The following is a 21,867-nucleotide window of genomic DNA, read 5'->3' on the forward strand; positions in this document are numbered from 1 at the left end:
ATAAAATTTTAAAATTTTTTTTCGAGGCATTAAATGACAAAATTAGTATTAGTCCGTCACGGCGAAAGTGAATGGAACAAGCTTAATCTTTTTACAGGCTGGACAGATGTTGAGTTATCAGACAAGGGTAGGGAAGAAGCAACGACTGCTGGCAAGCTTTTGAAGGCTGAAGGGTATGATTTTGATATCTGCTACACCTCATATCTTAAGCGTGCAATCCACACCCTTAATGGAATCCTGTGTGAAATGGACAGAGAATGGCTTCCTGTAATCAAAACCTGGAAGCTGAATGAACGCCACTACGGTGACCTTCAGGGTAAGAACAAGGCAGAAGCTGCAGAAAAGTTTGGCGAGGATCAGGTAAAAATCTGGCGCCGCTCTTTTGATGTAAAGCCACCGGTACTTGCAGACAACGACCCTCGCTCAGCTAAGAATCAGGCAATGTACCGAGATGTAGATCCAAGCTTCCTTCCGCAGAACGAAAGCCTTGAAACAACAATTGCCCGCGTAGTTCCTTACTTCCTCGAAGAAATCAAACCACAGATGAAGGCCGGAAAACGCGTAATTATCGCAGCCCACGGCAACAGCCTCCGCGCTCTTGTAAAGTATCTGGACAACCTCACTCCGGAAGAAATCCTCGAAGTAAATATCCCTACTGGAACTCCACTTGTTTACGAGTTCGATGACAACTTCAAGGTAATCAAACACTACTACCTTGGTGACCAGGAAGCAATTGCTGCAAAAATGAACGCAGTTGCAAATCAGGGAAAGAAAAAATAAGGTTCCGGAATGAACAATCAGATTATCGTTCCAAACGTTTATAATTCTTCTCCAGATGAATTCTTTGATGGCAGCGCCAAGATCTAGAGTTCATGAGAGCTCTAGATCTTGTTTCATTTATTTCTTTACTTTACCAGTTTTCCACTAACATACAGTTTGTAGCCGTTTGTGTTGATTTGTGATAAATTACCATCCAGGGCTGTTATGTAAGTGTTGCTGGTAAGAGTCCAGCTACTGCTGCTGTCGATTTTTACAGTTACGTTTCCAACATCTGATGAAACAGTTTTGCCCTTTGCGTTTGTGATTTCGCCGCTTACACTTCCAATGAAGTTTGAATTATTAGTAAGGTTCAGGGTAAGAGTGGAATCACTTCCAACAAGCAGTGTGCCTTCCAGCTTTTGATTATTTGCATTAAGGGTAGCAATATTTGAAGCGCCCTTCCATCCATCAGCACAAACTGAAAGTAAAATGTTTGCACTATCTTCATTCTTCAAGGTAACGCCATTAAGATTGATAATTGCATTTGTATTTGTAACGTGGAAGATGTGTCCGTTCTTGCTGGTAAGACTTCCGCCGTTCATAGTGAAGCTTGAAGTTCCGCTGTCTGCATCACCCGACATTGACTGATAAATCATAATCGTATCGAGGAAGGTTGCATTGCCGTTGCATTTTGTGTTGTTTGCTGTGAGGTCTGAATTATTCAAAGTAATGGAATTCTTTCCTTCGATGCAAACGCCTTCTGAAAGATTTCATGTAAGGGTTGCATTTGAGACTGTGATGTCTGCAGTAGAATAAATTGCAGGAGAACCAAGCCCGTTTGAAGTATATGTTCCGCCGTCTACGGTTACTACGCCACCACCACGGTCTGTTCTGATTGCAGCTGATGATCTTCCGCTGGTAGTAATGTCGAGATTAGAAGCTTTTGTAATTCCACCTCCTGCTGTCATAATTCCGCCAGAACCATCACCAGTAGTCGTGATTTTTGTATTGCTGATTATTACAGTTGTTCCGTCTCCAGTTGCACCGTTTTTACCGCCATTTCCACCATAGCTGAATACACCATTTGCTCCGCTTGCGCTTGAAGAAATTGTTCCGCCTGTGATAGTTGTGGTGCTTCCATCTTTTACAAGAACGGCAGCGTTGAGTCCGTAGAAATTGCAGTTATCTCCACCGTTTGAATCGCCGCTTTTAGAAACTGTCGGATTTACAATCTCTACCTTATCGTTTGTAGAAATAAGAAGGGCACTTTGATCTACTGTAGAAGTTGAATAAGTTGCATCCTTTTCTGATTTTTTAGAAGAGATTTCTACAGCACCAGAATAATCGATATCTGCACTGGCATGACCGCCGCCGAAGCCTCCGCCAAATCCGCCTTCCGGAGGTGTCCCATTTGGTTTTTCTGGGGGAGTTCCTCCTGGGAAGTTTCCGTCAGGTGGTGTACCCTCTGGTGGAGTTCCTTCCGGAGGATTAGAGACTTCCTGTGTTTGATTTGAAGTTGTTGAATTTTTGTCTGAACTTTTACATGAAATTGTTGCAGCTGAAATAAAAGTGATTGCAACAAGTGAAATTAAAATCTTCTTTGCAATTTTCATAGATATCTCCTGTGAAAACGGGCTCTTCAGTGCCCGCAGTGATTTAAGTTTACAAGCATACTTTAATGCCAATTTATCAAATCATCATGAATCTACAATGAGAGTTTTATGAGAAAATGCTTAGAACTTAAAGGAGGAAATGCACTGCTCAACAAGAAGGCATTTTGTTATTTTGTTGTCATTATTTTCTCAGCAACTTCTTTAATCGAAAGATTACTTGTATCGAGCGTATTGTTCAGCTTATCAAAATAGGGGAGTGAATCTGTGCTGAGTTTAAGCCAGTCATCTGTTCGCCATGGGCATACTTTGTCATTCTGCCAGCGGTCGGTTAGGGTAGCCTTATTGCAGGTTAGAGTAACAGATTTTATTTCCAGTCCCAGCTTTTTGATTCCTTCAATAACTGAGTCATATACCCAGGCCTGATCCATCAGCCAGACAAGAACAATCATTTTGCATTCGGAACACTTTTTGTAATTTCCAATCATATGAAGAATATTGTCCACGGCCATGGTTTTTGTTTCGTGATTCCCGATAAAAGGATGAAGGTCAAGGCACCAGTCGCCATCAATAAAGGCTGTTCCCGGAGTAGCTTCTGCAATATATTTTCCAACGGCAGTTTTTCCAACTCCCATCGGCCCGTTTAAGATAATTACTTTCATATAGTTTATTGTTCAAAGTCAGAATTATATGCGTCTCAAAGTTCCGTATATTATGATAGCACGGGTCTTGCATTTTTTCTATTAACTTTATCTTCATAATTTTAATGTTGTGTATTAAAATAATTGTGGAGGCCATAATGAAATACGGTGAATCAACTTTTGACATTATTTATCTTCTGTTTGCAATAATTTCTGGAATTGTGATTTTAGCAAACCGCCGGGACAGTATTGGTAAGCTGATGGGAAGCGCTGCTTTGATTCTTGGGTGTGGCGATGCTTTTCATCTGGTACCGCGGGTTTTCAACTATTTTATCGAAAGTGATTTTACAGCCTGGCTGGGATTTGGCAAACTTGTAACATCAATCACAATGACCTTCTTTTATATGCTGATTTTTTTCCTGCATACAAAGCTTTTTAATTGGGAAGAAGGCAAGAAAAAATCAATGGCCATTTGTCTCTGGCTGCTGACTGCCTGCCGAATTTTTATCTGTTTCTTACCGGGAAATCACTGGCTCACAGGCGAGGGCTCCGTTCTTTGGGGCTGTCTCAGAAATATCCCATTCATTGCAATTGGAATTCTGATTGTGATTATCTACTTCAAGACTCGCAGGGAAAATCCGCTTTTCAAAAGAATGTGGTTGTATGTTAGTCTGTCTTTTCTTTTCTACATCCCTGTAGCAGTTTTTGCATCTCTTCTTCCTCTGCTTGGAATGCTCATGCTGCCTAAGACTGTGTGCTATATGCTGATACTTGGAATATTTTTGAAAGCGAAAAAATTATAATAATATAAAAAAGTAACTAAAAGGAGAAAACAAAATGGGAGTCTTTTCTAAAATTCACAGATATCGTAATGCCGGAGAAAATGCAAATGTAAATAATGTTGAAAGATTTGGAGCTCCGGCTTCATCGCTTTTTACAAGTACAAAGGTTTTTACCCTTCATCATCATATTGATGTTATGGATGCTTCAGAAAAGATTCTTTATAAAGCAGATACCAAGATTCTTACTCTTCATGATACAACTGATATTTATACTGCAGATGGTGAACATGTAGCAAACATAAGACGCAAACTTTTCAGTCTGCATGAAAGACGGTTTGTTGTTATGGACGACGGAAAGGAATTCCAGCTTTCTAATGAGATTTTTCACATTATAAAAGATATTACAAATATTGAAGGTCTTGGCTGGCAGCTCAGAGGAAATCTTCTTGGATTAAACTTTGAGATTTATGACAGTTCGGATGAAGTTATAGCAGTAATTGCACAAAAGATGTTTTCAATCCACGACAAGTGGTGCGTTGATATTTACAAAAAAGAGCACGAAAAAATTATCGTTGCAATTCTTGTAGCTTTGCAGCATATGATTCGCGACAGACAAAGCAGCAGTGGAGGTGGCAGTTCTTCAGGTGGCTCGTCATCAGGAAATTAATAAAAGTTTATGAAAAATTAATGCAAGGTATGTATTATGGAATGCTTTAATATTGATAACTATCTGGAAAAACTGATTTTGCGATGCAAAGAAGCTTTTGGTGGCAGGCTTGTGTATGCGGGCCTGCAGGGAAGCTGGCTTCGTGGTGAAGCAACGGAAAACAGCGATATTGATGTGATGATTGTGCTGGATGGATTTTCAGTTGAAGATATGAAAACTTACCGTGGAATCCTCAAAGAAATCGGCTGGTACGAAAAATCATGTGGTTTTATTTGTGGTAAGGAAGATTTAGCAAACTGGAATCCTCTTGAAGCGGTACAGCTGAAATATACGACAAAAGATTTATTCGGCAAACTTGAAAATCTTCTTCCTCCTGCGATAAGACAAGATGAAGTCAATTATGTAAAAATCAGCCTTGGGAATTTTTATCACGAAATCTGTCACCGCTACATTCATGGTGGCCAAGAAAAAAGCCGCAACAAACTTCGCGCAAGCTGCAAGCAGTTGTACTTTGTAATTCAGAATCTTCATTATTTAGAAAGTGGAAATTTTCTTTTGAAGAAGAGCGACTTGAAGGCAACCGTATCGGCACAGGACCGTGAAATGCTTTGTATTCCGGAACTGCCTGATGATTATGATTTTGAAAAAACTTATGAGTCTGTTGTCGCATGGTGCCAGAAGGCATTTGCAAGGATAGAGTAGGAATGCAAATTAAAACTGAACGCCTTACAATAACAAGATTCTCCCCAGATATGGCCCAGAGCATTTATGAAAATTCCCAGGACGAAGACACCAGACGTTTTTTGCCGGATGAAGTTTATGATTCTGTTGAAGAAGCCCACGAGGCAATTGAGTTTTTGATGTCACGATATGACAGCGCAGACGACCCATTTGTATATCCTGTAATCACAAATTACGAAGGAAAAAATATCGGCTATGTTCAGCTTTGCAAACTCGACGAAGGAACTTGGGAAATCGGCTATCACATTGCAAAAGACTTTACCGGCAAGGGCTACGCCACAGAAGCTGTAAAAGCCTTTCTTCCTGCCATGGCCAAAAAACTCAATATCAAAGAAGTTTACGGAATCTGCCTTGCAGAAAATCTTGCCTCTGTGCGTGTCCTTGAAAAATGCGGATTCACCCAAATCTATCAGGGCCCTGGAAATTATCAGGGGAAAGAAGCGCAAATCATCAAAGTCCTCTGGAATAATTAAATTTGACAGTACGTACAAAGAATATTATTATATACGTATAAGAGTGCTGTCATGGACACAAAACTAACTCTAAAATTAAAAGACGATTCAATCTCTCGTGCAAAGAAGTATGTTTCTTCTATAGGAACTTCGCTTTCGGCTATTGTTGAAGATTTTTTTGACGGGCTTACACTCCAGCAGCAGGAGGGGGAGTTCAAATACAGTCCTCTTGTAAACGAACTTTCGGGGATTATTCAGCTGGACGAAAATTACGATTACAAAGCTGATTATGCTTCATACCTGGACCAAAAATATGAATAAGGTTTTTGTAGATACAGACGTAATTCTTGACCTGCTTGCAAGGCGCTTGCCGCACTTCCACTTTTCTGCAGTTCTTTTCACTTTTGCCGAAATGAAAAAACTTGAGCTTTATACAAGTCCGCTGATTTTTGCCAATACCTTTTACATTCTGCGAAAACAGCTGGGAAATGAAGAAGCAAAAAAAGCTCTGCGAAAATTAAGAGTTCTTGTTCATATAATAGATTCATCAGAAGCAGTTGTAGACAAAGCCCTCAATTCAGACTTTGCAGATTTTGAAGATGCCATTCAATATTATACTTCACAGGAAAATGGCATCAATATCCTTTTGACCCGCAACCTTCGTGATTACAAAAATGCATCACAAATAGTACAAACGCCGGAAACTTTTCTTGTTTCTAACGGGTTGATTTGATTAAAGATTGTGATGAAAAAATCCTAGCCTGTAAGCGTTATTTCATGAAAAAAAATTGACATTTATAATAATATGCAATATATTGCATATATGCAGATAATAAATGAACAGATTCTTAATATGATGCCGCCTCAGTTTGGATTGTTCGGGCTTCTCTTTGCTTTTATGAACAGACTGCAGGCAGCAGGGGATTCTTTTTATGAAGAGATAACCTGTAAGCAGTGGTTTCTCCTCGCTTGTATGAATCTCTATTCAAAAGAGGCACCGACTGCCAATGACCTTGCCGAAACAATGGGCTGTTCCAGACAGAACGTAAAAGAGATTCTCAATGCTCTTGTAAAAAAAGAAATTCTTGTTCTGAAGCAGGATTATAATGATAAACGCAAGCAGCGGATTTATCTGACATCAAAGCAAAAAAGACTTGCAAAAAAATATCAGAATAAAGAGATGGATTTTTTGAAGCTTTTATATGAGGGTATTTCTGATGATGAAATCAAAAATGTATTTCAAATAATTTCCAGAATGGAAAAAAATCTAACAGGAGCGACTGGCGGGGTGACCGGTGTCGCAGGCATTCAAGCTTAGGAGGATCAAAATGAAAACAATCGTAATTTACACAAGTCAGACTGGCTTTACAAAAAGGTACGCAGAATGGATCAGCGAGGCGAGTGGGGCAGAATGCGTAGATTTTAAGCAGACTAAAAAAATCAAACTTTCTGATTATGATGCAATTATTTTCGGCGGCTGGTGCATGGCTGGGGGAGTTACGAAACTTAAGTGGTTTAAAAATCAGATTACAGCACTTTCTTCTGAAAGTAAAAAAATTATGGTTTATATGGTTGGTGCAAGCCCTGCAGAAAGTCCTGATATACCTCTTGCAATGGAAAGAAATTTTTCGGCTGAAGAATGGAAAGGTGTTAAGACCTTTTATTGTCCGGGCGGCCTGAATTATGACAAAATGAATTTTCTTTCCCGTTTTGCAATGAAGATGCTGGCAAAATCCCTTACTTTAAAAAAAGATGCTACAGAGAAAGATAAAGACATGGCCCAGATGATTTCTCATTCCTACGACATTTCTGACAAAAAGTACATCGAACCAATTCTTGCGGAGTTGAAGTAATGAAAAAGATGCAGTCAGCGGAGCAACAGTTTCCAGCGGAATAATAAAGAATGCTGTGAATAAGGCTTTGCGCTAATTATCTGCTCAATCCGAATTTCTTCAATTCTAAAAATGGTGAACACTGGTAAACTGCAAGCTCTTCTATAGCAGCTTCTAGTGGCAGCGAGATTTTTTTTGCGATTTCTTCTGCTGCGGAAAACTGGCTCTGATTCAATCTTGTTGCAAGGGTTGTGTGTGGAAACCAGATATCCGGCAGATAGTAGCCGTTTTCTGCTTTTTCAAATTCCGGAAGCAGAAGAGTATGAAGTTTCTTGTTAATTTCGGAAAGAAAGTTATTCTTTTCTGGCTGCAAAAAAAGTACTTTGCCATTGAAATTGCCAACCTCACTGAATTGTACAGAGCCAGCCTTCTGCTCTTGCGCAAAGTCTTCTACAAGCTGCAGCAGTTTTGCTTCTTCTTCCCTGGCAGCATGAAAGGCCCCGATTGTAATATGCGGCGGAATTTTATTTTCAATCATAAAACGGTTTCCGGTTTCATCCGCAATGGCTTGTAAGGTTGAGATAACAATATCATTTACTTTTTGCGAAAAGTGAAGAGACACGGCATAGGTAATCAGAGAAGAATCAAACATATTTACTATTCTATAACGATAGCAGCGACAATTTCAATCTAGCCTCATCGGAATTTATAAGATTAATGACTTAAAGCCTTTGCTCTGCAATTTTTTACCGGGAGCTTTTGCGAAACAATCAAATGGTGGATTAATTCCGACATGAAAATGCCCCCGAAAGAAGTTGTAGAAAATTATCAGAAGATGATTAAGTTCCGCTAGTTATGGGACATACAGAAGAGATGAAGTTTATTGCTGCATGTATTTGATAGTTTTGATGATAAGGCTCTGATTCAGGAACTTCTGGAAGGTATGTATGCTGAACTTCCGGAAAAGAAAACCAAGAAAGCCTAAATCTCTTTTTATTGCAAAAGCCCTTTCACCGTATCTCCGTGACGTTTTTCGTCATTTTTTACGCTTTCAACTTCCGGGAACTTTTCGGCTACCGGAGCATAAGTTTTTACGGCAGCATATTCACCCTGTGCGATTGCAGGATATAAAATCCATCTTGGGAAGATGCGGTAGAGTAGGTGAAGGAGAATTTCTTTTGTGTGCTTTGGAGTAAGTTCTGTTTGAGTCAGCTTATGAAAAACTGATGCATGGTGGCCTTCTTCCTTTGCAAGCTGACGGAAGGTGTCCTTGTCCTTCTGGTGTTTTGCAACTTCGGCCAGAGCGTTGTACATGAGAACAGCATCCAGTTCTCCCTGCTGGGCTTTGAGTAGGATTTTCATATCTTTTTTGTTGATTTCCATAAAAGTTCCTTACGCGGCATTTTATCATAAATCGGGGATTTATTCATTAAAAGAAGAGTAAAGGAGATAAATAAAAGCTAAATACTTGACAGAGTCAAGTAAAATAATTATAAATAGTTGACACAGTCAAGTATAATTGACAGGAGAATAACTATGAACAGATTAAAGAAAATCTTCATCACTTTTTGTATCTTTTTTAATTTTGTTTTTACACTTTCGGCTTCTGCCTCAAAACAAATTAAAGCTTTGAATAAAAACGGAATATTTGAAAAACAGGCTTCAGTAGGAAATGTCATTTTTAATTATGCAGAAGGTCCTGATAACGGCCCTGTTCTTCTCATGCTTCATGCTCAACTTTTGGATTGGTATACCTATCATCTTGTTCTGCCTGAATTAAGTAAGAATTTTCATGTTTTTGCAGTAGATTACCCCGGGCATGGTAAAACAGTTCTTCCTACAGATTATGAAATGACAGCAAATCAGATTGGTTCAGACCTTGCATTGTTTATTGAAGAGGTTTGCGTTGGAAAAGAACAAAAGATTTTTGTAACCGGAAATTCTTCTGGAGGGCTACTGGCAATATGGCTGTGTTCTCATCGACCGGATTTAATTGCAGGTGCGGTTCTTGAAGATCCTCCTTTGTTTTCTTCAGAATATCCGGTGGTGCAGAAAACTGTTGCAAATAAAGCTTTTACCATGAGTTATAATGCGGTTGAAAATAATCAGACAGAGGATTTTCTTATGTATTGGGTTGATAACGGTAAGCAGTTTTTTGAAACTTATGCTGGAAAGAACGGTCAGAAAAAGGTAAAAAGTTACGTAAAGCTGTACAGATTTTTTCATCCAAATAAACCTGTGGATTTCAGTGGAAAGGGCCCTTCTGTTCAGGAAATGCTTCGCGGACTTGATATGTATAACCCCGCTTTTGGAAGGGCTTTTTATACGGGGGACTGGAACAAGGATTTTAGTCATGAAGAATATTTACAGAAAATCCAATGTCCGGTTCTTTTAATTCAGGCAGATTTTGATTATCTTGAAGATGGAACTTTGAATGGGGCAATGTCAAAGGAAATGGCAGAAAAAGCCTGTCAGCTGATTCCAGACTGCCAGTATATAAAATTTGACTGCGGTCATGTAACAAATCTTGAAGCTCCGGAACTTTTTTCAAAGACAGTGATAGATTTTTTTGGAGGCATAAAATGATATTTAAAAGCTCTAATCTGACCAACTTTGGAATTATATACCGTGAATATGTTCAGTTTATAAATGAGCTTCTAAAAGAAAGTCAGCTGACTTTTGCAGACAGCATTTTTTTATGTAATATTGCTGTAAATTCAGGTTGCAGTCAGGAAGATATTTCTCTGAATTTGCATATAGACAGGGCTGCAGTGGCAAGGTCAATAAGAAAAATGGAAGAATGCGGCTTCGTGCTAGTTAGCAGAGATAAAAACGATTCTCGAAAAAAAATTCTGGAACTTTCAGATAATGGAAAAAAACTATATGGAATGGTCAATTCTGCAAATGAAGAAAGACTTTCTGCACTTTTAAAAGGGTGTTCCCAGAAAAACGCAGAAATCTTTTTTTCTGTTCTTGAGACTTGTGCAAAGAATTCTGTAGATGCAGTGCTTTGAGTGAAGAAACGGAAATAGGAAAATTAAAATGACAAGATATATCGCCTTACTTCGTGGAATAAATATCAGTGGGAAAAATAAAATCTCCATGCCTGAACTGAAAACTGCCCTTGGCGAAAAAGGTTTTGCAGATGTAAAAACATATCTGAACAGCGGTAATGTGCTTTTTTCTGATGATGAGCCGGATGCTGTAAAACTTGCAGAAAGAATTAGTACAATCATCTTAGAAACTTTTCATCTTGAGATTCCAGTTTTTGTAATTTCTCAGGATGAATTGAAATGTCTTCTTTCAAAAGCACCGTCCTGGTGGGGAAGTGACAGCAAAGATATTTATGACAATCTGATTTTTGCAATTGCTCCACATAGTATTGAAACAGTGGCCGATAAAATCGGGGAGCCGTCTGCAGAACTAGAAAAAGTCCAAATTTGCGGAAATGCGGCATTCTGGTCTTTTGACCGAAAACTATATGCAAAGGCCAACTGGTGGAAAAAGACTGCGACTCCTGGCATCGGGGAAATGATTACAATTAGGACTGCAAACACGCTTCGAAAGATTGCGGAGTTGTAAAATCTGGCTTTTTCTTCTATTCTTCCCAGCCCTTACAGACATCACACCAGCCGGTGGCGCCTGATACTTCTTCCAGTTCAGAGGGAGTTAGTTTTACCGAAGTAAATGAGTTTCCGCCTGCTGGATGAACGTATTCAAATCTTTTCATTGAAACATCGAGCCATACGGGAATTTCTTTTGGAACATTGAAAGGGCAGACTCCGCCGGGAGCAAAACCTGTGATTGCTTCAACCTGGTCTCGCTGAATCATGCTTGGTTTTGTATGAAAGAGAGCTTTGAACTTTGACGAGTTTACACGGCCATCACCAGCCATTACTACGATAACAGGTTTTTCATCCACAATAAATGAAAGCGTCTTTGCAATCTCCGCCTCAGAACAGCCAATCTTGTACTGCTTTTTTAGCGGCACTTCTGTTGGTCTGGGCTACCTTTCCCTGAACGGCAAGGCCTTTTTCTACAGTGGCGCCTTTACAGGTTGAACGAATCTTGCTTCCTGTTCCGGCCAGTCCGCTTCCTTCGTGGGTACAGAATGGAATGATTGTTTTTCCGCTCCAGTTGTGGGCTTCGAGAAATGTGTAAACTGGCATTGGCATGTCTCCCCACCAGTTCGGGTATCCGATGTAGATTGTGTCGTATGCGGTGATGTCGATATCAGCTTTGAGGGCAGGGCGGGCTTTTTTGTTCTGCTCGTCTTTTGCAATCTGAGTCAGGCGGCTGTAGCTGTCGGTCGGATAAGGCTTTTGAGTTTCAAGTTCAAAAAGCTCTGAGCCTGTTTCTTCTGCAATGAACTTTGCGATGATTGAAGTGTTTCCTTCTTTTATAATTCCAACGTTATACTGATCGCCTGCAAGCGAAAAATAAACTACCAGTGATTTTCCCATTTTAGTCTCCTTTGAGTTTGAAGTTTTGTTTTGTGCGAATAGCGAACCTGCAAGGCAGACTGCTGCCATCAGGATTGTAAAAACTGATCTTAGTTTCATCAGTACTTCCTCCTTCTTACATCTTAATTATAAGCGACACATGTCTTTTTATTAAGAACAGGTTATGGTATAATGTCGTTTAAACGACAGATGTTGCAAATATGCCTATTAAACAGGCTTTTCCGGAGGAAAGATGGCTGAAGAGAAACTCGACCCGCGCATTATCCGCACAAAGGAAGCAATTCAGACGGTTTTTAAGCAGATGGTCTGTGAACTGCCTTATGAAAAAATCACAGTAAAGGCGATTACTGAGGCGGCTAGAATAAACCGCAATACATTTTATCTTCATTATAATTGTGTGGATGATGTGCTTGCGGAGATCCAGGCTAAGCATTCCAGCGAATACAGCGCGATTGTTTCGGGAATTGATCAGCTCAAGGAAACCGGAAAACTTGTGCGGGCCTTTTTTGAATACATGGAAGCTCAGGATGATTTTTTCAAGCGTGTGACCTGCGACAGCCGTTTTGACTATATCCGCGAAAGAATGCAGAATCGTGTTACAAAGCAGGCGGCGGAATCTCGTCCGCTGAAAGGAATAGAGCAGAGCGTGCGAAACATTCTTTTGACTTTTAATAACTGCGTAGTTCTACTTTACCGCCAGTGGGTCGCCGATGGCCGCAAGATTCCTATGGAAGAAATGATTGAGCTTGCGACGACACTTCTGGAAAAAGGGATGAAGGGATACGCTAAATAAGGAAAAGGCATTATGGGTTTTACAAATTTTTCAGGTGTTTTTGGTGTATACGAAGGAACTAAGCTTATCGAAAGCGATGCTTATGGTTTTGCAAACAAAAACTTCCGCATACAGAACAGCACAGATTTTTGCTATGGCACGGCTTCTGGCACAAAAGGTTTTACGGCTGTTTCAATTCTGATTCTTGCCGCAGAAAATAAGCTCAATCTTGATGACAGCGTGAAAAAACTTTTGACCGCAAAGACTGAAAAATACGGTCTGCTCGAGTGGCTTTCTGAAAAAGTGACGGTGCGCAGTCTTTTGAATCACACTTCAGGTGTGCCGGATTATTTTGATGAAGATTTTGTAGATGATTTTGAAGAAGCCCTGTGTGGAAATGCAAACTATCACTACGAAAAACCGGAAGATTTTTTCCCTCTGATTGAAAATATGTGGAAAAAACAACAGGCTCCTTATTCTTCTGCCGGGGATTTCAAGTATTCCAATGGCGGCTTTGTGATTCTTGCTGCTGTTGTTGAGGCTGTCTCTGGCATGAGTTTTCCGTCATTTGTAAGGCAGCATGTTTTTACAAAGCTTGGCATGGAAAGCACAGGCTTTTTTAGGCTTGATGAAACACCCCCTGACGGAATTGTATGCGCAACCGGCTATCAGCAAAACGGCCGCAGTAACATTTACGGAATTCCCGTAACTGGTGGCGGAGACGGCGGCGCGTTTACTACAATTACAGACATGGCGCAATTCTGGCATAATCTTGATCCTGAGCTGAATCCGGAAAGCACCCTTTCTCCTTTTATTGAAGATGCCTGGTCCCCTTGTATTGAAGGTGATGACGGACTATATGGGCTTGGCTTCTGGCTGCGCAAAGAAAATCCGCACATAGTTTTTCTTGAGGGCTTTGATCCAGGCGTACAGTTTTTCAGCTTTTACAATCGCGATACAAAGCGCTCGCTTACAATCTGCCTTAACGACGAACAGAAAAAGTGCAGCGAAGTCTTTGAAAAGTATTTTAGGCTGGTTCAGGAATAAATAGTAACCCTTCCAGTACGCTGCTGCTTGCCCAGGGCATTAAGGCAAACCAGGTTGAAGAAGGATTTCCGTCTTTATATTTTTCGACAACGAGGCCCTGACTGTAACAAAAGCGTTCCGACATCCAGCCTTTTTTACCGTAATCAAATTCTCCGTCAAAATGATTATAAGTCTGGCAGCCCCATAAAATTGTATCCTGCATGCGATTTTTGATGTATTCAATTGTGCGGGAATCTTTTTTTGCATGCTCAATAAAGTAAGCCATCTCACCAACAATTGATGAAGACATAGGATGAATATGAGGATTACAGACTGAAGTAATGCTGCCACCACAGGAACTCCATTTAAGTTTACTTAGAGGTGGAACCTCGATACGCCCATTATAGCAGAACTTGTAAGAGAACTCCTGATACAATGCTGTTTCCATATAATCAAGATAAAGTTGATTATTTGTAAGCTGATGTAAAAGTTTTGTTGCCCTTATAAAAGCAAGTACACCTTCGTTATCCGGAGCCTTGTCTGTATCAAGCGGACTTCCATAGCATTCAAGCTTGGCAATAAAAGTCTCGTAGTAATGGGTCAGAGATTTTTCAAAGAGAGGAAGATTCTTTGTTTCATTTGTAATCAAGGCAAAGAGAATACTTGCGGCCAGTGCCCATGAGCTTCCAAGAGAATCATATTCAATACCAGTTCCATCAGTCTCGGAGTAAACAAAAGGATATTCACCCACACGGTTAATCTCTCGTTCAAGAGCATGAACTACAGTTTTAGAGAAGGAGAGCCAGTCATCGTGAATCCTTCCATTTTCTTTTTCAAATTGGTAAGCCTTCAAAAGATAATAAGTAAACTGACCGTCGAGATAAGCCGAATGTCCACCGCTGTGCATTCCGCCATACCACCAGCCGTGACAGGTCCAGTTTTGTCCGTCGAAAGTTTCATACGTAAGCGATGATGCTTTGTTCAGGGAGTTATCAACAATATTTTGAATACATTCAAGAGCTTGTTCCCTCATTTTCTTATTATTTAGACAAGCAGAGGCAACAAGCTGCGGGTAGGCAACAACAATTCCATTGGTCCAGGAAATAGAAGGAATTACATTATAAGAAAAACTTTCCTTGCCCTTCTGATCAAATCCTGCTTCTCTTACAAAACCCGAATAACATTTTTGAGAGGGAAGCCAAGCATAATCGCAGACCGCCAGTGATAAATCTTTTATTGCTTCTTCCAGAGATGCCGATTGGCGTGGTGCTTCGTGATATTCCTCATAAACATTTCTGATAACCTTGTGAATATCTGTTACCGCAGCTGCATCAAAATCATAAACATAAAAAATTTGTGTGATTTTTTGATTTGCCTGCAAAGTAAAATAGTTTTTTGAAGTTTGTCTTGGAAGAATTGTATGTGACTGAATAAAAAGCCAGGGTGCATTTTCATAACCGAAGGTATAGCCGACAGTTTGTCTTTTGGAATTACAGGTAAAGCCACCATACTGTACAAAATCTTTTTCGCAATAATACGGAGAAGTGTGAAAGCCACGAATCTTTGGAGAGTTTCCATTTATGTACATCAAGGCACATGGGTGAGAAAGTCTGTCTCCCCTTACCATATAAAATGAAGAAAGCGGACAATCAGAATCTGAAGGATTTGTGAAAGCAGAATTAAGCCGGGGAAATTTACAGTCTACTTTCCAGGGCTTGTCTCCTCTGTTTGAACCGTACATAAAACCCGGAAGATAAAAATCAGCTTTACCGTCTGCCTCAATTTCAAGGCGCATAATTCCTTCGAAAACTTTTCCACTGGTATTTTGAATGCTTACTTCAATTTTATAAGGAGAAGCTGATGAGCCGTTTCCTCCGAGAATCTTTTCCTGATAGTTCAAACCGTAGACTTCAGGGGAATCATAAATATCAGATTTTTCTTCAACTAATTCGAGATGTCGTTTTTTTGAAACGGCAGATAATTTAAAATAATCAACCATGATATAATGATAATATTAAAACAGCTGGAAAAAAAGAATAAATCTATACAAATATTTCCATTTGTTATGAAAGACGATTCATCTCAAGCCAACCTTTATAAATTCAATAACAGCATCAGTTTCTGATAAAAGCTTTATCCTGCTCAGGAATTTTATCATCAGAAACAAAGCGTTCGATGGTCATGTGCAGGTCGTACTTTTCGCGAAGCTCAGCAATTGTTTTCATCATTGGAGTTGCGTGGTGCAAATCAATTGCTTCCTGATTTTCCCAGGAGTCAATTAAGAGAATGGTTTCGCTGCTGTCATCGACGGCTTTTTTTTCCTCAAAAGGTAGATAATATTCATAGCGAAGATTTCCTTTTTCAGCTCTGATTTTCTCAACTGTTCCGCTTGAAATCATTTCACGGGCAAAGGCCTGTGCCGCACCCTTTTTTCCTGTGTAACGAAGATTTACTGTAATTGCCATTCTTCTTCTCCTGATATTTTTATTCTTTGCAGATAATTTGCGTTTTTGATTTGTCGCAGATTTCTTCTTCCAGAATTATCTGTCCGATAAAGTCTGCTGTGATTTTTCCTGCAAGAGGATTTTTTATGCTGTCGATTTTTCCGCTTACTTCTACTTCAACGGTGCTGCGCTCAAAGGCAAGGTCGCAATCTTCCATAGTGCAGTTTTTGAGCACGAGATTTTTGCAGTAGCAGAAAGGCTGAGTTCCAATAATGCGGCAGTTTATGAGAGTGAGATTCTCTGAATACCAGCCGAGATATTCGCCTTTTACAAGAGAGTTTTTTACCGTCACGTTTTTTGTGTGCCAGAAGGCATCTTTTGTGTTCAGCTCTGAATCTGAAATTTCGATGTTTTCATCATACTGAAAAGAATATTTTCCCTTCATTTTGAGGCCTGAGATTTTTGCATCACGGATTTCAAAAAAGGGATATTCAGATTCTTCGATTGTGACATTTTCAATTGTCAGCTTTTGACTTTTCCAGGCAAACTCTGGAGAATTAACGCTGCAGTTTTTCAGGCTGATATTTTTACATTCACGAAGCGCTTTAATTCCGCCGAGTCTGCTGTTTTCAATCAAAATATCTTTATCATACCAGAGTGCAGCCCGACAGTTTTCTGTAAAGCTTGTATCGGTGATTTTTGCTTTTTCTACATGCCAGAAAGGATAACGGAGATTCATAAAGCAGCCAGTCACGTCGATGTTGCGGCATTCCTTAAAAGCGGATTCACCGTCAGCAGGACCATCAAAGCGGCAGTTTTTTACAGTAAGATCTTTAAGACCGTATAAAGCTCTCTCTTCATCAAAAGTCTGATTTTCGATAATCACAAAAATACCTCTGAATTATAGTTTACCCTTTTTTAAACTCTTTGCCAAAAGGTGCGAGAGTGTGGCAAACAAAATGATAATGGAAATATAATCAATAGCAAAAAGAATGTAGCCGCGGTCCAGATCAAAGAAGAAAAACTGCTGGCGAAGAATCAGATACTTCCAGACTCCGCGGGCAATGAAGGCGTAAATGCCGTAAGCGCAGACCAGGGCAAGAATAATACGCGGAATGATTTTTGCCGTAATATCCTGAAAGAGGCGTCCAACATGCAGTCCGATATGCAGCGACATAAAAAGATAATACCAGTGGCTGGCAAGCAGATGCGCAATGCGGGCAAAGCCAAGCCCACCCTGAATGTTCAAAAATGTGAAGATATGATTTGAAAGAATGATTCCGCTTATCATCAAAAAGATTGTGCAAATCAAAATGCAGCAATTGATAACTGTCTGCATTACGCGATAGGGGTTATATTTTCCTTTGAAGATAGCTCCGTACCAGCGACGGTTCAAAATAATGTGAAGAGCCCATAAGACAAAAAGCCCTACGCCTAAGATTTCGTGCACGATGTCTGCCGGAAACAAATAGTTTCCGCCCATGAGGATGATGGAGAGGATTGTCATTGTAATGTCGATAGTCATTCTTAAGCGCTGGGTTTTTGTCATTATTTTACTCCTGGTATTTTTTTATTTCAACAAACCTTCAATATACTTCTTAACGTCTGCGCCAGAGCCACGGGTAAAATCTTTTCCGCCTTTGAAGTCTACGCCCTTTGCAAACTTAGACAAATCTGTTCCGCTGCGACCAAGGCCGCTGCCACCACTGGTACAAAGAGTAATCATTTTTTTGCCGGCCCAGTTCTGGCTTTCTACAAAGGTGTAAACAATTTTTGGGGCATAAGCCCACCAGATAGGGTAACAAACCACAACTGTGTCGTAGCCAGAGATGTCAAACGCGGTGGTTGAGCTTGTCGAAACCACGGCCTTAATTGAAGGACGGCTTTTTGGGTCGTTGCATTCAATCGAAGAAAGTGATTTTTTGTTGTGCCAGTCTAAGTCGGCGTCGGTGTATTTGTGAACTGGCTGAATCTCGAAGATGTCTGCACCCATTTCTTTAGCGGTATTTTTTGCCATGCGTTCTGTTGTTCCTGTGGCGCTGAAGTAAACGAATGCTGTCTTTGCTGAAAGTCCTGTCATGATAAGGCCTCCGAGTAAAAGTGTAAGAATAAGTTTTTTCAAAAGCATTTCCTTCTATTCCATTACAGAAAAGACCGCTGTCACATCACCTTTGCCCAGAATCTTTTTGAGCTCGGCCTGTGTAATAGTGGTGGTTGAGCTTGTCGAAACCACTTTTCCAAGGCGGGTAAAGTTCCAGCTGTTAGTGTCATAGTAAATTGTAATCTGATTTCCCTGATACAAAATGATGTCGCCGGCTTGTGTGGTAATCTGGGTGTCGTTGCGTGGAAGCTTTGTTCCAAGCGGGCCAACTTTTTCAAAGTTTCCGTAGTCGGTCATTTTGATTGTGACATGGCCTTTTTCTAGCAACTCGTAAAACGCTATGGCAGAAGAATTGTCGGCCAGTGTGGCGGCGAGCGTGTGGCTGCCACTGTCGCTTGTAATTTGAATCGAGATTTTCATATCAGAAAGTTCTCCTTTGTCAGATGATTTTATCCCCCTGCTGCCATTAGCGCAGGCTGTAGAAGCAAGAAGAAAAATTGACATTAAAACTATAAATATTTTTTTCATCAGCAACCCTCTACTTCAAATACTTTGCAAAAAAATCCGCAAGCTTATCAAAAGGAATTGCATTGTTTTTTCCGCCGTCATACAAATCGGTGTGACTTGCGCCAGGAATAATTACCAGCTCCTTGTTGCTGCCTGTGAGACGCTTAAATGCATCTTCACCAAAATAACGGGAGTGGGCTTTTTCGCCATGAAGAACCATAACGGCACTCTGGATTTCTTCGGCATAGGCAAGAAGCTTTGTGTTCAAAAGGGAAGTGGAAGCAGTTACATTCCAGCCCCCATTTGAATTGAGACTTCGCTCGTGATAACCGCGTGGAGTTTTGTAGTAATCATAATAATCCTTTACAAAATATGGAGCGTCTTCGGGAAGAGGATCTACAACTCCGCCTCCAAGCTTATAAGTACCGCCAGCCTGGACTGCCTTAAAATCTTCGATGCGCTGTGCCATAAGCGCCTTGCGGGCTTCGTGTCTTGCTTCTGAATTATTTGCGCTGTCAAAATATCCGTTGGCAGTAACACGGCTCATATCGTACATTGTGCTTGCAACTGTTGCTTTAATTCGTGTGTCGATTGCCGCTGTATTAATTGCCATTCCTCCCCAGCCACAGATTCCTATGATGCCGATTTTTTCTGGGTCGATGTTTTCGCGGGTTGAAAGAAAATCTACTGCTGCCATAAAATCTTCGGTGTTGATGTCGGGACTGTTCATATAGCGTGGTTCACCGCCGGATTCTCCTGTAAAGCTTGGGTCAAAGGCCAGGGCGATGTAACCACGAGCAGCCATCTGATTTGCATAAAATCCGGAAGACTGTTCCTTTACTGCTCCAAAAGGTCCGGAGATTGCCAGGGCCGCATTTCCTGCAGTTGCTGCATTCTCTGGGCTGTACAGGTCTCCTGTCAGTTCAATTCCAAAATGATTGCGGAAGGTTACGGTTGTTCGTTTTACTCCCTGGGCCAATTCAAAAGTGTAATGTTCATTTGTTCTGTCTATTTTTGCAAGATTTGGATTCATAATATTCTCCTTATGTTTTAGTAACGCTGTGTCACTTATCTAAAGTGTATGGCATAATCGGTGACTTGTCAACACTAAAATGCGATTTTAGTGACAAAAAGTTGCTTATTGCAAAAAATCTTTTACTGTGTTATTCTCTAGGTATGGCAGATTATATCCGTGCAAGAAGCGACGAACATAAAGAAGAAAGACTTTCTCAAATAAAAGAGGCAACTGCAGAACTTTTTGCAAGCTGCCCTTATTCAGAAATTACCCTTACCACGATTGCAGAAAAATTAGGCTGGTCACGTGCAAACCTTTATAAATACGTTACGACCAAAGAAGAAATCTTTCTGGAAATTTCTTCAGAAAAAATGGCTACCTATTACAATGCATTGCTTTCGGCTTTTCCAGATGGCAACAATTTTACGTCTGACGTGATTACTGAAGTATGGGCTGGAATTGTAAATGCAAATCAGGATTACATGCGTTATGTTTCCTATCTTAATCCGGTGATTGAAACAAATGTAACGGTAGAACGCCTTGCAGTTTTCAAAAAGAAATATTATGACCTGGCCTATGCCTTCCGCGACAGACTTGCACAAATGCTGGGCACCTCTCAGGATGCTGCTTACAAAATCCAGCTGGACGTGCTTTTTTATGCTTCCTCAAATGCAGTCTGCTGTTATAAAAATCCTCTGGTTCAGGAAGCTCTTAAACAAATCAATATAACTCCGCCGCCACTGGATTTTTATAAGGACATGAAGGACTTTATTAAAATGCGCCTGGCGTGGAAAGACTAAAATCGAAAGAGGGAAGTTGATTTGTCAGTAACCCTTACTGATGATGTTCCCCGTGATGGACACACTTAGCCTCAAAGTTTGGCTTGAGCTGGCCTTTTGCAAAAAGCTCTGCGGCTTCGTCGGCACTTCCTGTGATTCCTGGCATTTCTTTTAATCCGCTGGCAGCAATGGCTTCGATGGCACCCTGTCCGCGGTTTCCTAAAATCAAAGTTTCAACTCCAAGGCTCTTTAAGTATGGTGGAATGGCGTGATGACCATTTCCGCCGTTATCAATCACTTCTGAGGAAAGAATCTTTCCATCTTCAATCTGATAAATCTTAAAATACTGAGTCTTTCCAAAATGCTGGAAAACGTTTCCTGTTTCTTTTTCATAAGTTACTGCTACTTTCATTTTGTCCTCCATTTCTCTATTTTGTGCTTTGTTTTTTACATATATAAAGCAAATGACTGTTACTGCCTAAAAGCTCACGTTTTTCTGCAAATGCTAAATGCCATTTTTTGAAAGATTCAAAATCTTTGTCGGAAAATGCAAAATCTGAACGGAGCTGAACAGGTTCCAGATAACCGTCCGTGCCGGCTGTTGTAATCTTCTTTACAGGTTTTGTATTAAAAAGAGATTCAAACTCTGTAATGTCATAACCTGTAAAAAGCTGCTGTTCAAAATGTCTTGGCTGAAAGTCTTTCGTAAAATTTTCTTCTTCGCCTGCTGCCCAGTTGCTATACAGATAGTTTGAATACATAATTGCATACACAGAAAGAAATGCAAACATAATCACACCATCTTCTTTTGTAACACGAATAGCTTCATCAATTGCCTTGTTCACGTCTTGCATTTCGTAAAGATGATACATTGGACCAAGGACAAGTGTTACATCAAAGCTTGCGTTCTCAAATGCAGAAAGATTTGTGGCATCTCCCTGACAAGATGTAAGAGTTTTTATTCCATCCCCATTTTTTCGTAAAACTTCAAGATTGCTTTCTACAAGCTCAACTGCAGTTACGTTCATACCTTCTTTTGCAAGGGCAATGGAATATTTACCGGTCCCTGCTCCTACTTCTAAAACATTTGAATCCTCTTTTGCATAGCGGTGAATATACTGCATGGTAGTAAAAAACTCCAGTTCTCCGCGACGGTTACCTGTAAGTCTTGAATCTTCATCAATACTACCATAAAAACTGCTAATCATGTTTACTCTTGTACTCAATTTGCTTTCTCCAAAAACAGTCATTGTCAAATTTTATGCCTGATATTGCA

At 40.3% G+C, this 21,867-nt stretch carries 32 protein-coding genes and 1 pseudogene; 17 read left to right on the forward strand and 16 right to left on the reverse strand.

Going from position 1 to position 21,867, the window contains the following annotated elements; genetic code table 11:
• Window positions 1-33: 33 nt before the first annotated feature.
• Window positions 34-780 (forward strand): 2,3-diphosphoglycerate-dependent phosphoglycerate mutase, encoded by a 747-nt coding sequence (gpmA, locus tag BM161_RS12810; RefSeq protein WP_074933319.1) that lies wholly within the window; start codon window positions 34-36, stop codon window positions 778-780.
• A 125-nt stretch (window positions 781-905) separates the two neighbouring features.
• Here the strand turns inward: gpmA and BM161_RS14485 are convergent, their stop codons facing one another.
• The 3 genes from BM161_RS14485 to BM161_RS12820 all read right to left on the reverse strand — a co-directional run bounded on the left by BM161_RS14485 (window position 906) and on the right by BM161_RS12820 (window position 3,031).
• The gene (locus BM161_RS14485; RefSeq protein ID WP_218150257.1) at window positions 906-1,484 is read right to left on the reverse strand and encodes a hypothetical protein; all 579 of its coding nucleotides are present in this window, start codon (window positions 1,482-1,484) and stop codon (window positions 906-908) included.
• 45 nt (window positions 1,485-1,529) lie between these two features.
• Window positions 1,530-2,372: a proline-rich domain-containing protein gene (locus BM161_RS14490; protein WP_218150258.1), complete on the reverse strand. Its 843-nt coding sequence runs from the start codon at window positions 2,370-2,372 to the stop codon at window positions 1,530-1,532.
• Between the two features lie 167 nt (window positions 2,373-2,539).
• Window positions 2,540-3,031, reverse strand: a complete 492-nt coding sequence (locus BM161_RS12820) for an AAA family ATPase (protein WP_074933321.1) — start codon at window positions 3,029-3,031, stop codon at window positions 2,540-2,542.
• A 137-nt stretch (window positions 3,032-3,168) separates the two neighbouring features.
• Here BM161_RS12820 and BM161_RS12825 point away from each other — a divergent pair, with 137 nt between their 5' ends.
• From BM161_RS12825 to BM161_RS14560, 9 genes and pseudogenes are all read left to right on the forward strand, one after another.
• Entirely contained in the window at window positions 3,169-3,813 is a 645-nt protein-coding gene (locus BM161_RS12825; RefSeq protein ID WP_074933323.1) for a hypothetical protein, read from the forward strand.
• 34 nt (window positions 3,814-3,847) lie between these two features.
• Window positions 3,848-4,459 carry an LURP-one-related/scramblase family protein gene (locus tag BM161_RS12830; protein ID WP_074933325.1) on the forward strand — a complete coding sequence of 204 codons (612 nt, stop codon included), beginning with the start codon at window positions 3,848-3,850 and terminating at the stop codon, window positions 4,457-4,459.
• A gap of 36 nt (window positions 4,460-4,495) precedes the next feature.
• Window positions 4,496-5,161, forward strand: coding sequence for a nucleotidyltransferase domain-containing protein (locus tag BM161_RS12835; RefSeq protein ID WP_074933327.1), 666 nt, complete (start codon window positions 4,496-4,498; stop codon window positions 5,159-5,161).
• 2 nt (window positions 5,162-5,163) lie between these two features.
• On the forward strand, window positions 5,164-5,673 hold the full coding sequence (locus tag BM161_RS12840; protein WP_074933329.1) for a GNAT family N-acetyltransferase: 510 nt from the start codon (window positions 5,164-5,166) through the stop codon (window positions 5,671-5,673).
• Window positions 5,674-5,724: 51 nt separating this feature from the next.
• Window positions 5,725-5,973: a DUF6364 family protein gene (locus tag BM161_RS12845; RefSeq protein ID WP_074933331.1), complete on the forward strand. Its 249-nt coding sequence runs from the start codon at window positions 5,725-5,727 to the stop codon at window positions 5,971-5,973.
• On the forward strand, window positions 5,966-6,385 hold the full coding sequence (locus BM161_RS12850) for a type II toxin-antitoxin system VapC family toxin (RefSeq protein WP_074933333.1): 420 nt from the start codon (window positions 5,966-5,968) through the stop codon (window positions 6,383-6,385). Before BM161_RS12845 ends, BM161_RS12850 begins: the two co-directional genes overlap by 8 nt.
• Before the next feature lie 90 nt (window positions 6,386-6,475).
• A complete protein-coding gene (locus tag BM161_RS12855) occupies window positions 6,476-6,970 on the forward strand; it encodes a MarR family winged helix-turn-helix transcriptional regulator (RefSeq protein ID WP_074933378.1) in 495 nt (164 codons plus the stop codon).
• A 10-nt stretch (window positions 6,971-6,980) separates the two neighbouring features.
• Entirely contained in the window at window positions 6,981-7,505 is a 525-nt protein-coding gene (locus tag BM161_RS12860) for a flavodoxin domain-containing protein (RefSeq protein WP_074933335.1), read from the forward strand.
• 7 nt (window positions 7,506-7,512) lie between these two features.
• Window positions 7,513-7,581, forward strand: a pseudogene (locus tag BM161_RS14560) (FMN-binding protein); the annotation flags it as partial.
• Here BM161_RS14560 and BM161_RS12870 read toward each other — a convergent pair.
• Window positions 7,582-8,136 (reverse strand): 2'-5' RNA ligase family protein, encoded by a 555-nt coding sequence (locus BM161_RS12870; protein WP_074933337.1) that lies wholly within the window; start codon window positions 8,134-8,136, stop codon window positions 7,582-7,584.
• A gap of 84 nt (window positions 8,137-8,220) precedes the next feature.
• Here BM161_RS12870 and BM161_RS14565 point away from each other — a divergent pair, with 84 nt between their 5' ends.
• Window positions 8,221-8,337, forward strand: coding sequence for a TetR-like C-terminal domain-containing protein (locus BM161_RS14565; RefSeq protein ID WP_177206248.1), 117 nt, complete (start codon window positions 8,221-8,223; stop codon window positions 8,335-8,337).
• Between the two features lie 140 nt (window positions 8,338-8,477).
• On the opposite strand, the gene BM161_RS12880 is transcribed toward BM161_RS14565, so the two are convergent.
• Window positions 8,478-8,867 carry a ferritin family protein gene (locus BM161_RS12880; protein WP_074933338.1) on the reverse strand — a complete coding sequence of 130 codons (390 nt, stop codon included), beginning with the start codon at window positions 8,865-8,867 and terminating at the stop codon, window positions 8,478-8,480.
• 153 nt (window positions 8,868-9,020) lie between these two features.
• Here BM161_RS12880 and BM161_RS12885 point away from each other — a divergent pair, with 153 nt between their 5' ends.
• Genes BM161_RS12885 through BM161_RS12895 form a run of 3 tightly spaced genes read left to right on the forward strand, consistent with a single transcriptional unit; the run spans window position 9,021 to window position 11,066 of the window.
• Window positions 9,021-10,070 carry an alpha/beta fold hydrolase gene (locus tag BM161_RS12885; protein ID WP_074933339.1) on the forward strand — a complete coding sequence of 350 codons (1,050 nt, stop codon included), beginning with the start codon at window positions 9,021-9,023 and terminating at the stop codon, window positions 10,068-10,070.
• On the forward strand, window positions 10,067-10,498 hold the full coding sequence (locus BM161_RS12890; RefSeq protein ID WP_074933340.1) for a MarR family winged helix-turn-helix transcriptional regulator: 432 nt from the start codon (window positions 10,067-10,069) through the stop codon (window positions 10,496-10,498). Before BM161_RS12885 ends, BM161_RS12890 begins: the two co-directional genes overlap by 4 nt.
• A gap of 28 nt (window positions 10,499-10,526) precedes the next feature.
• Window positions 10,527-11,066, forward strand: coding sequence for a DUF1697 domain-containing protein (locus BM161_RS12895; protein WP_074933342.1), 540 nt, complete (start codon window positions 10,527-10,529; stop codon window positions 11,064-11,066).
• Between the two features lie 16 nt (window positions 11,067-11,082).
• Here BM161_RS12895 and BM161_RS12900 read toward each other — a convergent pair whose 3' ends face one another.
• Together BM161_RS12900 and BM161_RS12905 are read right to left on the reverse strand one after the other, a co-directional pair.
• Window positions 11,083-11,475 (reverse strand): YbaK/EbsC family protein, encoded by a 393-nt coding sequence (locus tag BM161_RS12900; RefSeq protein ID WP_083425802.1) that lies wholly within the window; start codon window positions 11,473-11,475, stop codon window positions 11,083-11,085.
• A complete protein-coding gene (locus BM161_RS12905; RefSeq protein ID WP_074933343.1) occupies window positions 11,438-12,046 on the reverse strand; it encodes a flavodoxin in 609 nt (202 codons plus the stop codon). Before BM161_RS12905 ends, BM161_RS12900 begins: the two co-directional genes overlap by 38 nt.
• A gap of 133 nt (window positions 12,047-12,179) precedes the next feature.
• On the opposite strand from BM161_RS12905, the gene BM161_RS12910 reads away from it, so the two are divergent.
• Together BM161_RS12910 and BM161_RS12915 are read left to right on the forward strand one after the other, a co-directional pair.
• Complete coding sequence (locus BM161_RS12910) at window positions 12,180-12,740, forward strand: TetR/AcrR family transcriptional regulator (protein WP_074933345.1); 561 nt, start codon at window positions 12,180-12,182, stop codon at window positions 12,738-12,740.
• Between the two features lie 12 nt (window positions 12,741-12,752).
• A complete protein-coding gene (locus tag BM161_RS12915) occupies window positions 12,753-13,766 on the forward strand; it encodes a serine hydrolase domain-containing protein (protein ID WP_074933347.1) in 1,014 nt (337 codons plus the stop codon).
• On the opposite strand, the gene BM161_RS12920 is transcribed toward BM161_RS12915, so the two are convergent.
• The 7 genes from BM161_RS12920 to BM161_RS12950 form a co-directional block, all read right to left on the reverse strand.
• A complete protein-coding gene (locus tag BM161_RS12920; RefSeq protein ID WP_083425803.1) occupies window positions 13,747-15,744 on the reverse strand; it encodes a hypothetical protein in 1,998 nt (665 codons plus the stop codon). The two genes, BM161_RS12915 and BM161_RS12920, sit on opposite strands and share 20 nt — an antisense overlap.
• 115 nt (window positions 15,745-15,859) lie before the next feature.
• Entirely contained in the window at window positions 15,860-16,210 is a 351-nt protein-coding gene (locus tag BM161_RS12925; RefSeq protein WP_074933348.1) for a putative quinol monooxygenase, read from the reverse strand.
• A 19-nt stretch (window positions 16,211-16,229) separates the two neighbouring features.
• Window positions 16,230-17,075 (reverse strand): DUF3737 family protein, encoded by an 846-nt coding sequence (locus tag BM161_RS14280; protein ID WP_074933350.1) that lies wholly within the window; start codon window positions 17,073-17,075, stop codon window positions 16,230-16,232.
• A gap of 15 nt (window positions 17,076-17,090) precedes the next feature.
• A complete protein-coding gene (locus BM161_RS14285) occupies window positions 17,091-17,738 on the reverse strand; it encodes a DUF4405 domain-containing protein (RefSeq protein ID WP_074933352.1) in 648 nt (215 codons plus the stop codon).
• Between the two features lie 21 nt (window positions 17,739-17,759).
• The gene (locus BM161_RS12940; protein WP_074933382.1) at window positions 17,760-18,311 is read right to left on the reverse strand and encodes a flavodoxin; all 552 of its coding nucleotides are present in this window, start codon (window positions 18,309-18,311) and stop codon (window positions 17,760-17,762) included.
• A gap of 12 nt (window positions 18,312-18,323) precedes the next feature.
• Window positions 18,324-18,818 carry a cyclophilin-like fold protein gene (locus BM161_RS12945; protein ID WP_244882850.1) on the reverse strand — a complete coding sequence of 165 codons (495 nt, stop codon included), beginning with the start codon at window positions 18,816-18,818 and terminating at the stop codon, window positions 18,324-18,326.
• A 10-nt stretch (window positions 18,819-18,828) separates the two neighbouring features.
• Complete coding sequence (locus tag BM161_RS12950) at window positions 18,829-19,830, reverse strand: alpha/beta hydrolase (RefSeq protein ID WP_074933354.1); 1,002 nt, start codon at window positions 19,828-19,830, stop codon at window positions 18,829-18,831.
• A gap of 143 nt (window positions 19,831-19,973) precedes the next feature.
• Between BM161_RS12950 and BM161_RS12955 the strand changes: the two genes are divergently transcribed.
• Window positions 19,974-20,612, forward strand: coding sequence for a TetR/AcrR family transcriptional regulator (locus tag BM161_RS12955; protein WP_074933356.1), 639 nt, complete (start codon window positions 19,974-19,976; stop codon window positions 20,610-20,612).
• 34 nt (window positions 20,613-20,646) lie between these two features.
• Here BM161_RS12955 and BM161_RS12960 read toward each other — a convergent pair whose 3' ends face one another.
• Window positions 20,647-21,003 carry a NifB/NifX family molybdenum-iron cluster-binding protein gene (locus BM161_RS12960; RefSeq protein WP_074933357.1) on the reverse strand — a complete coding sequence of 119 codons (357 nt, stop codon included), beginning with the start codon at window positions 21,001-21,003 and terminating at the stop codon, window positions 20,647-20,649.
• 16 nt (window positions 21,004-21,019) lie between these two features.
• Complete coding sequence (locus tag BM161_RS12965) at window positions 21,020-21,841, reverse strand: class I SAM-dependent methyltransferase (RefSeq protein WP_244882852.1); 822 nt, start codon at window positions 21,839-21,841, stop codon at window positions 21,020-21,022.
• Between the last annotated feature and the right edge of the window lie 26 nt (window positions 21,842-21,867).

This window comes from Treponema bryantii, assembly GCF_900113965.1.
GTDB classification, from domain to species: Bacteria; Spirochaetota; Spirochaetia; order Treponematales; family Treponemataceae; genus Treponema_D; species Treponema_D bryantii_A.

Bases quoted from the DNA above. Each gene is read 5' to 3' on its own strand.
- gpmA (WP_074933319.1), top strand. From the start codon at position 34: ATGACAAAATTAGTATTAGTCCGTCACGGCGAAAGTGAATGGAACAAG.
- BM161_RS14490 (WP_218150258.1), bottom strand. From the start codon at position 2,372: ATGAAAATTGCAAAGAAGATTTTAATTTCACTTGTTGCAATCACTTTT.
- BM161_RS12820 (WP_074933321.1), bottom strand. From the start codon at position 3,031: ATGAAAGTAATTATCTTAAACGGGCCGATGGGAGTTGGAAAAACTGCC.
- BM161_RS12825 (WP_074933323.1), top strand. From the start codon at position 3,169: ATGAAATACGGTGAATCAACTTTTGACATTATTTATCTTCTGTTTGCA.
- BM161_RS12830 (WP_074933325.1), top strand. From the start codon at position 3,848: ATGGGAGTCTTTTCTAAAATTCACAGATATCGTAATGCCGGAGAAAAT.
- BM161_RS12835 (WP_074933327.1), top strand. From the start codon at position 4,496: ATGGAATGCTTTAATATTGATAACTATCTGGAAAAACTGATTTTGCGA.
- BM161_RS12840 (WP_074933329.1), top strand. From the start codon at position 5,164: ATGCAAATTAAAACTGAACGCCTTACAATAACAAGATTCTCCCCAGAT.
- BM161_RS12845 (WP_074933331.1), top strand. From the start codon at position 5,725: ATGGACACAAAACTAACTCTAAAATTAAAAGACGATTCAATCTCTCGT.
- BM161_RS12850 (WP_074933333.1), top strand. From the start codon at position 5,966: ATGAATAAGGTTTTTGTAGATACAGACGTAATTCTTGACCTGCTTGCA.
- BM161_RS12855 (WP_074933378.1), top strand. From the start codon at position 6,476: ATGCAGATAATAAATGAACAGATTCTTAATATGATGCCGCCTCAGTTT.
- BM161_RS12860 (WP_074933335.1), top strand. From the start codon at position 6,981: ATGAAAACAATCGTAATTTACACAAGTCAGACTGGCTTTACAAAAAGG.
- BM161_RS12870 (WP_074933337.1), bottom strand. From the start codon at position 8,136: ATGTTTGATTCTTCTCTGATTACCTATGCCGTGTCTCTTCACTTTTCG.
- BM161_RS12880 (WP_074933338.1), bottom strand. From the start codon at position 8,867: ATGGAAATCAACAAAAAAGATATGAAAATCCTACTCAAAGCCCAGCAG.
- BM161_RS12885 (WP_074933339.1), top strand. From the start codon at position 9,021: ATGAACAGATTAAAGAAAATCTTCATCACTTTTTGTATCTTTTTTAAT.
- BM161_RS12890 (WP_074933340.1), top strand. From the start codon at position 10,067: ATGATATTTAAAAGCTCTAATCTGACCAACTTTGGAATTATATACCGT.
- BM161_RS12895 (WP_074933342.1), top strand. From the start codon at position 10,527: ATGACAAGATATATCGCCTTACTTCGTGGAATAAATATCAGTGGGAAA.
- BM161_RS12905 (WP_074933343.1), bottom strand. From the start codon at position 12,046: ATGAAACTAAGATCAGTTTTTACAATCCTGATGGCAGCAGTCTGCCTT.
- BM161_RS12910 (WP_074933345.1), top strand. From the start codon at position 12,180: ATGGCTGAAGAGAAACTCGACCCGCGCATTATCCGCACAAAGGAAGCA.
- BM161_RS12915 (WP_074933347.1), top strand. From the start codon at position 12,753: ATGGGTTTTACAAATTTTTCAGGTGTTTTTGGTGTATACGAAGGAACT.
- BM161_RS12920 (WP_083425803.1), bottom strand. From the start codon at position 15,744: ATGGTTGATTATTTTAAATTATCTGCCGTTTCAAAAAAACGACATCTC.
- BM161_RS12925 (WP_074933348.1), bottom strand. From the start codon at position 16,210: ATGGCAATTACAGTAAATCTTCGTTACACAGGAAAAAAGGGTGCGGCA.
- BM161_RS14285 (WP_074933352.1), bottom strand. From the start codon at position 17,738: ATGACAAAAACCCAGCGCTTAAGAATGACTATCGACATTACAATGACA.
- BM161_RS12945 (WP_244882850.1), bottom strand. From the start codon at position 18,818: ATGAAAAAAATATTTATAGTTTTAATGTCAATTTTTCTTCTTGCTTCT.
- BM161_RS12950 (WP_074933354.1), bottom strand. From the start codon at position 19,830: ATGAATCCAAATCTTGCAAAAATAGACAGAACAAATGAACATTACACT.
- BM161_RS12955 (WP_074933356.1), top strand. From the start codon at position 19,974: ATGGCAGATTATATCCGTGCAAGAAGCGACGAACATAAAGAAGAAAGA.
- BM161_RS12960 (WP_074933357.1), bottom strand. From the start codon at position 21,003: ATGAAAGTAGCAGTAACTTATGAAAAAGAAACAGGAAACGTTTTCCAG.
- BM161_RS12965 (WP_244882852.1), bottom strand. From the start codon at position 21,841: ATGACTGTTTTTGGAGAAAGCAAATTGAGTACAAGAGTAAACATGATT.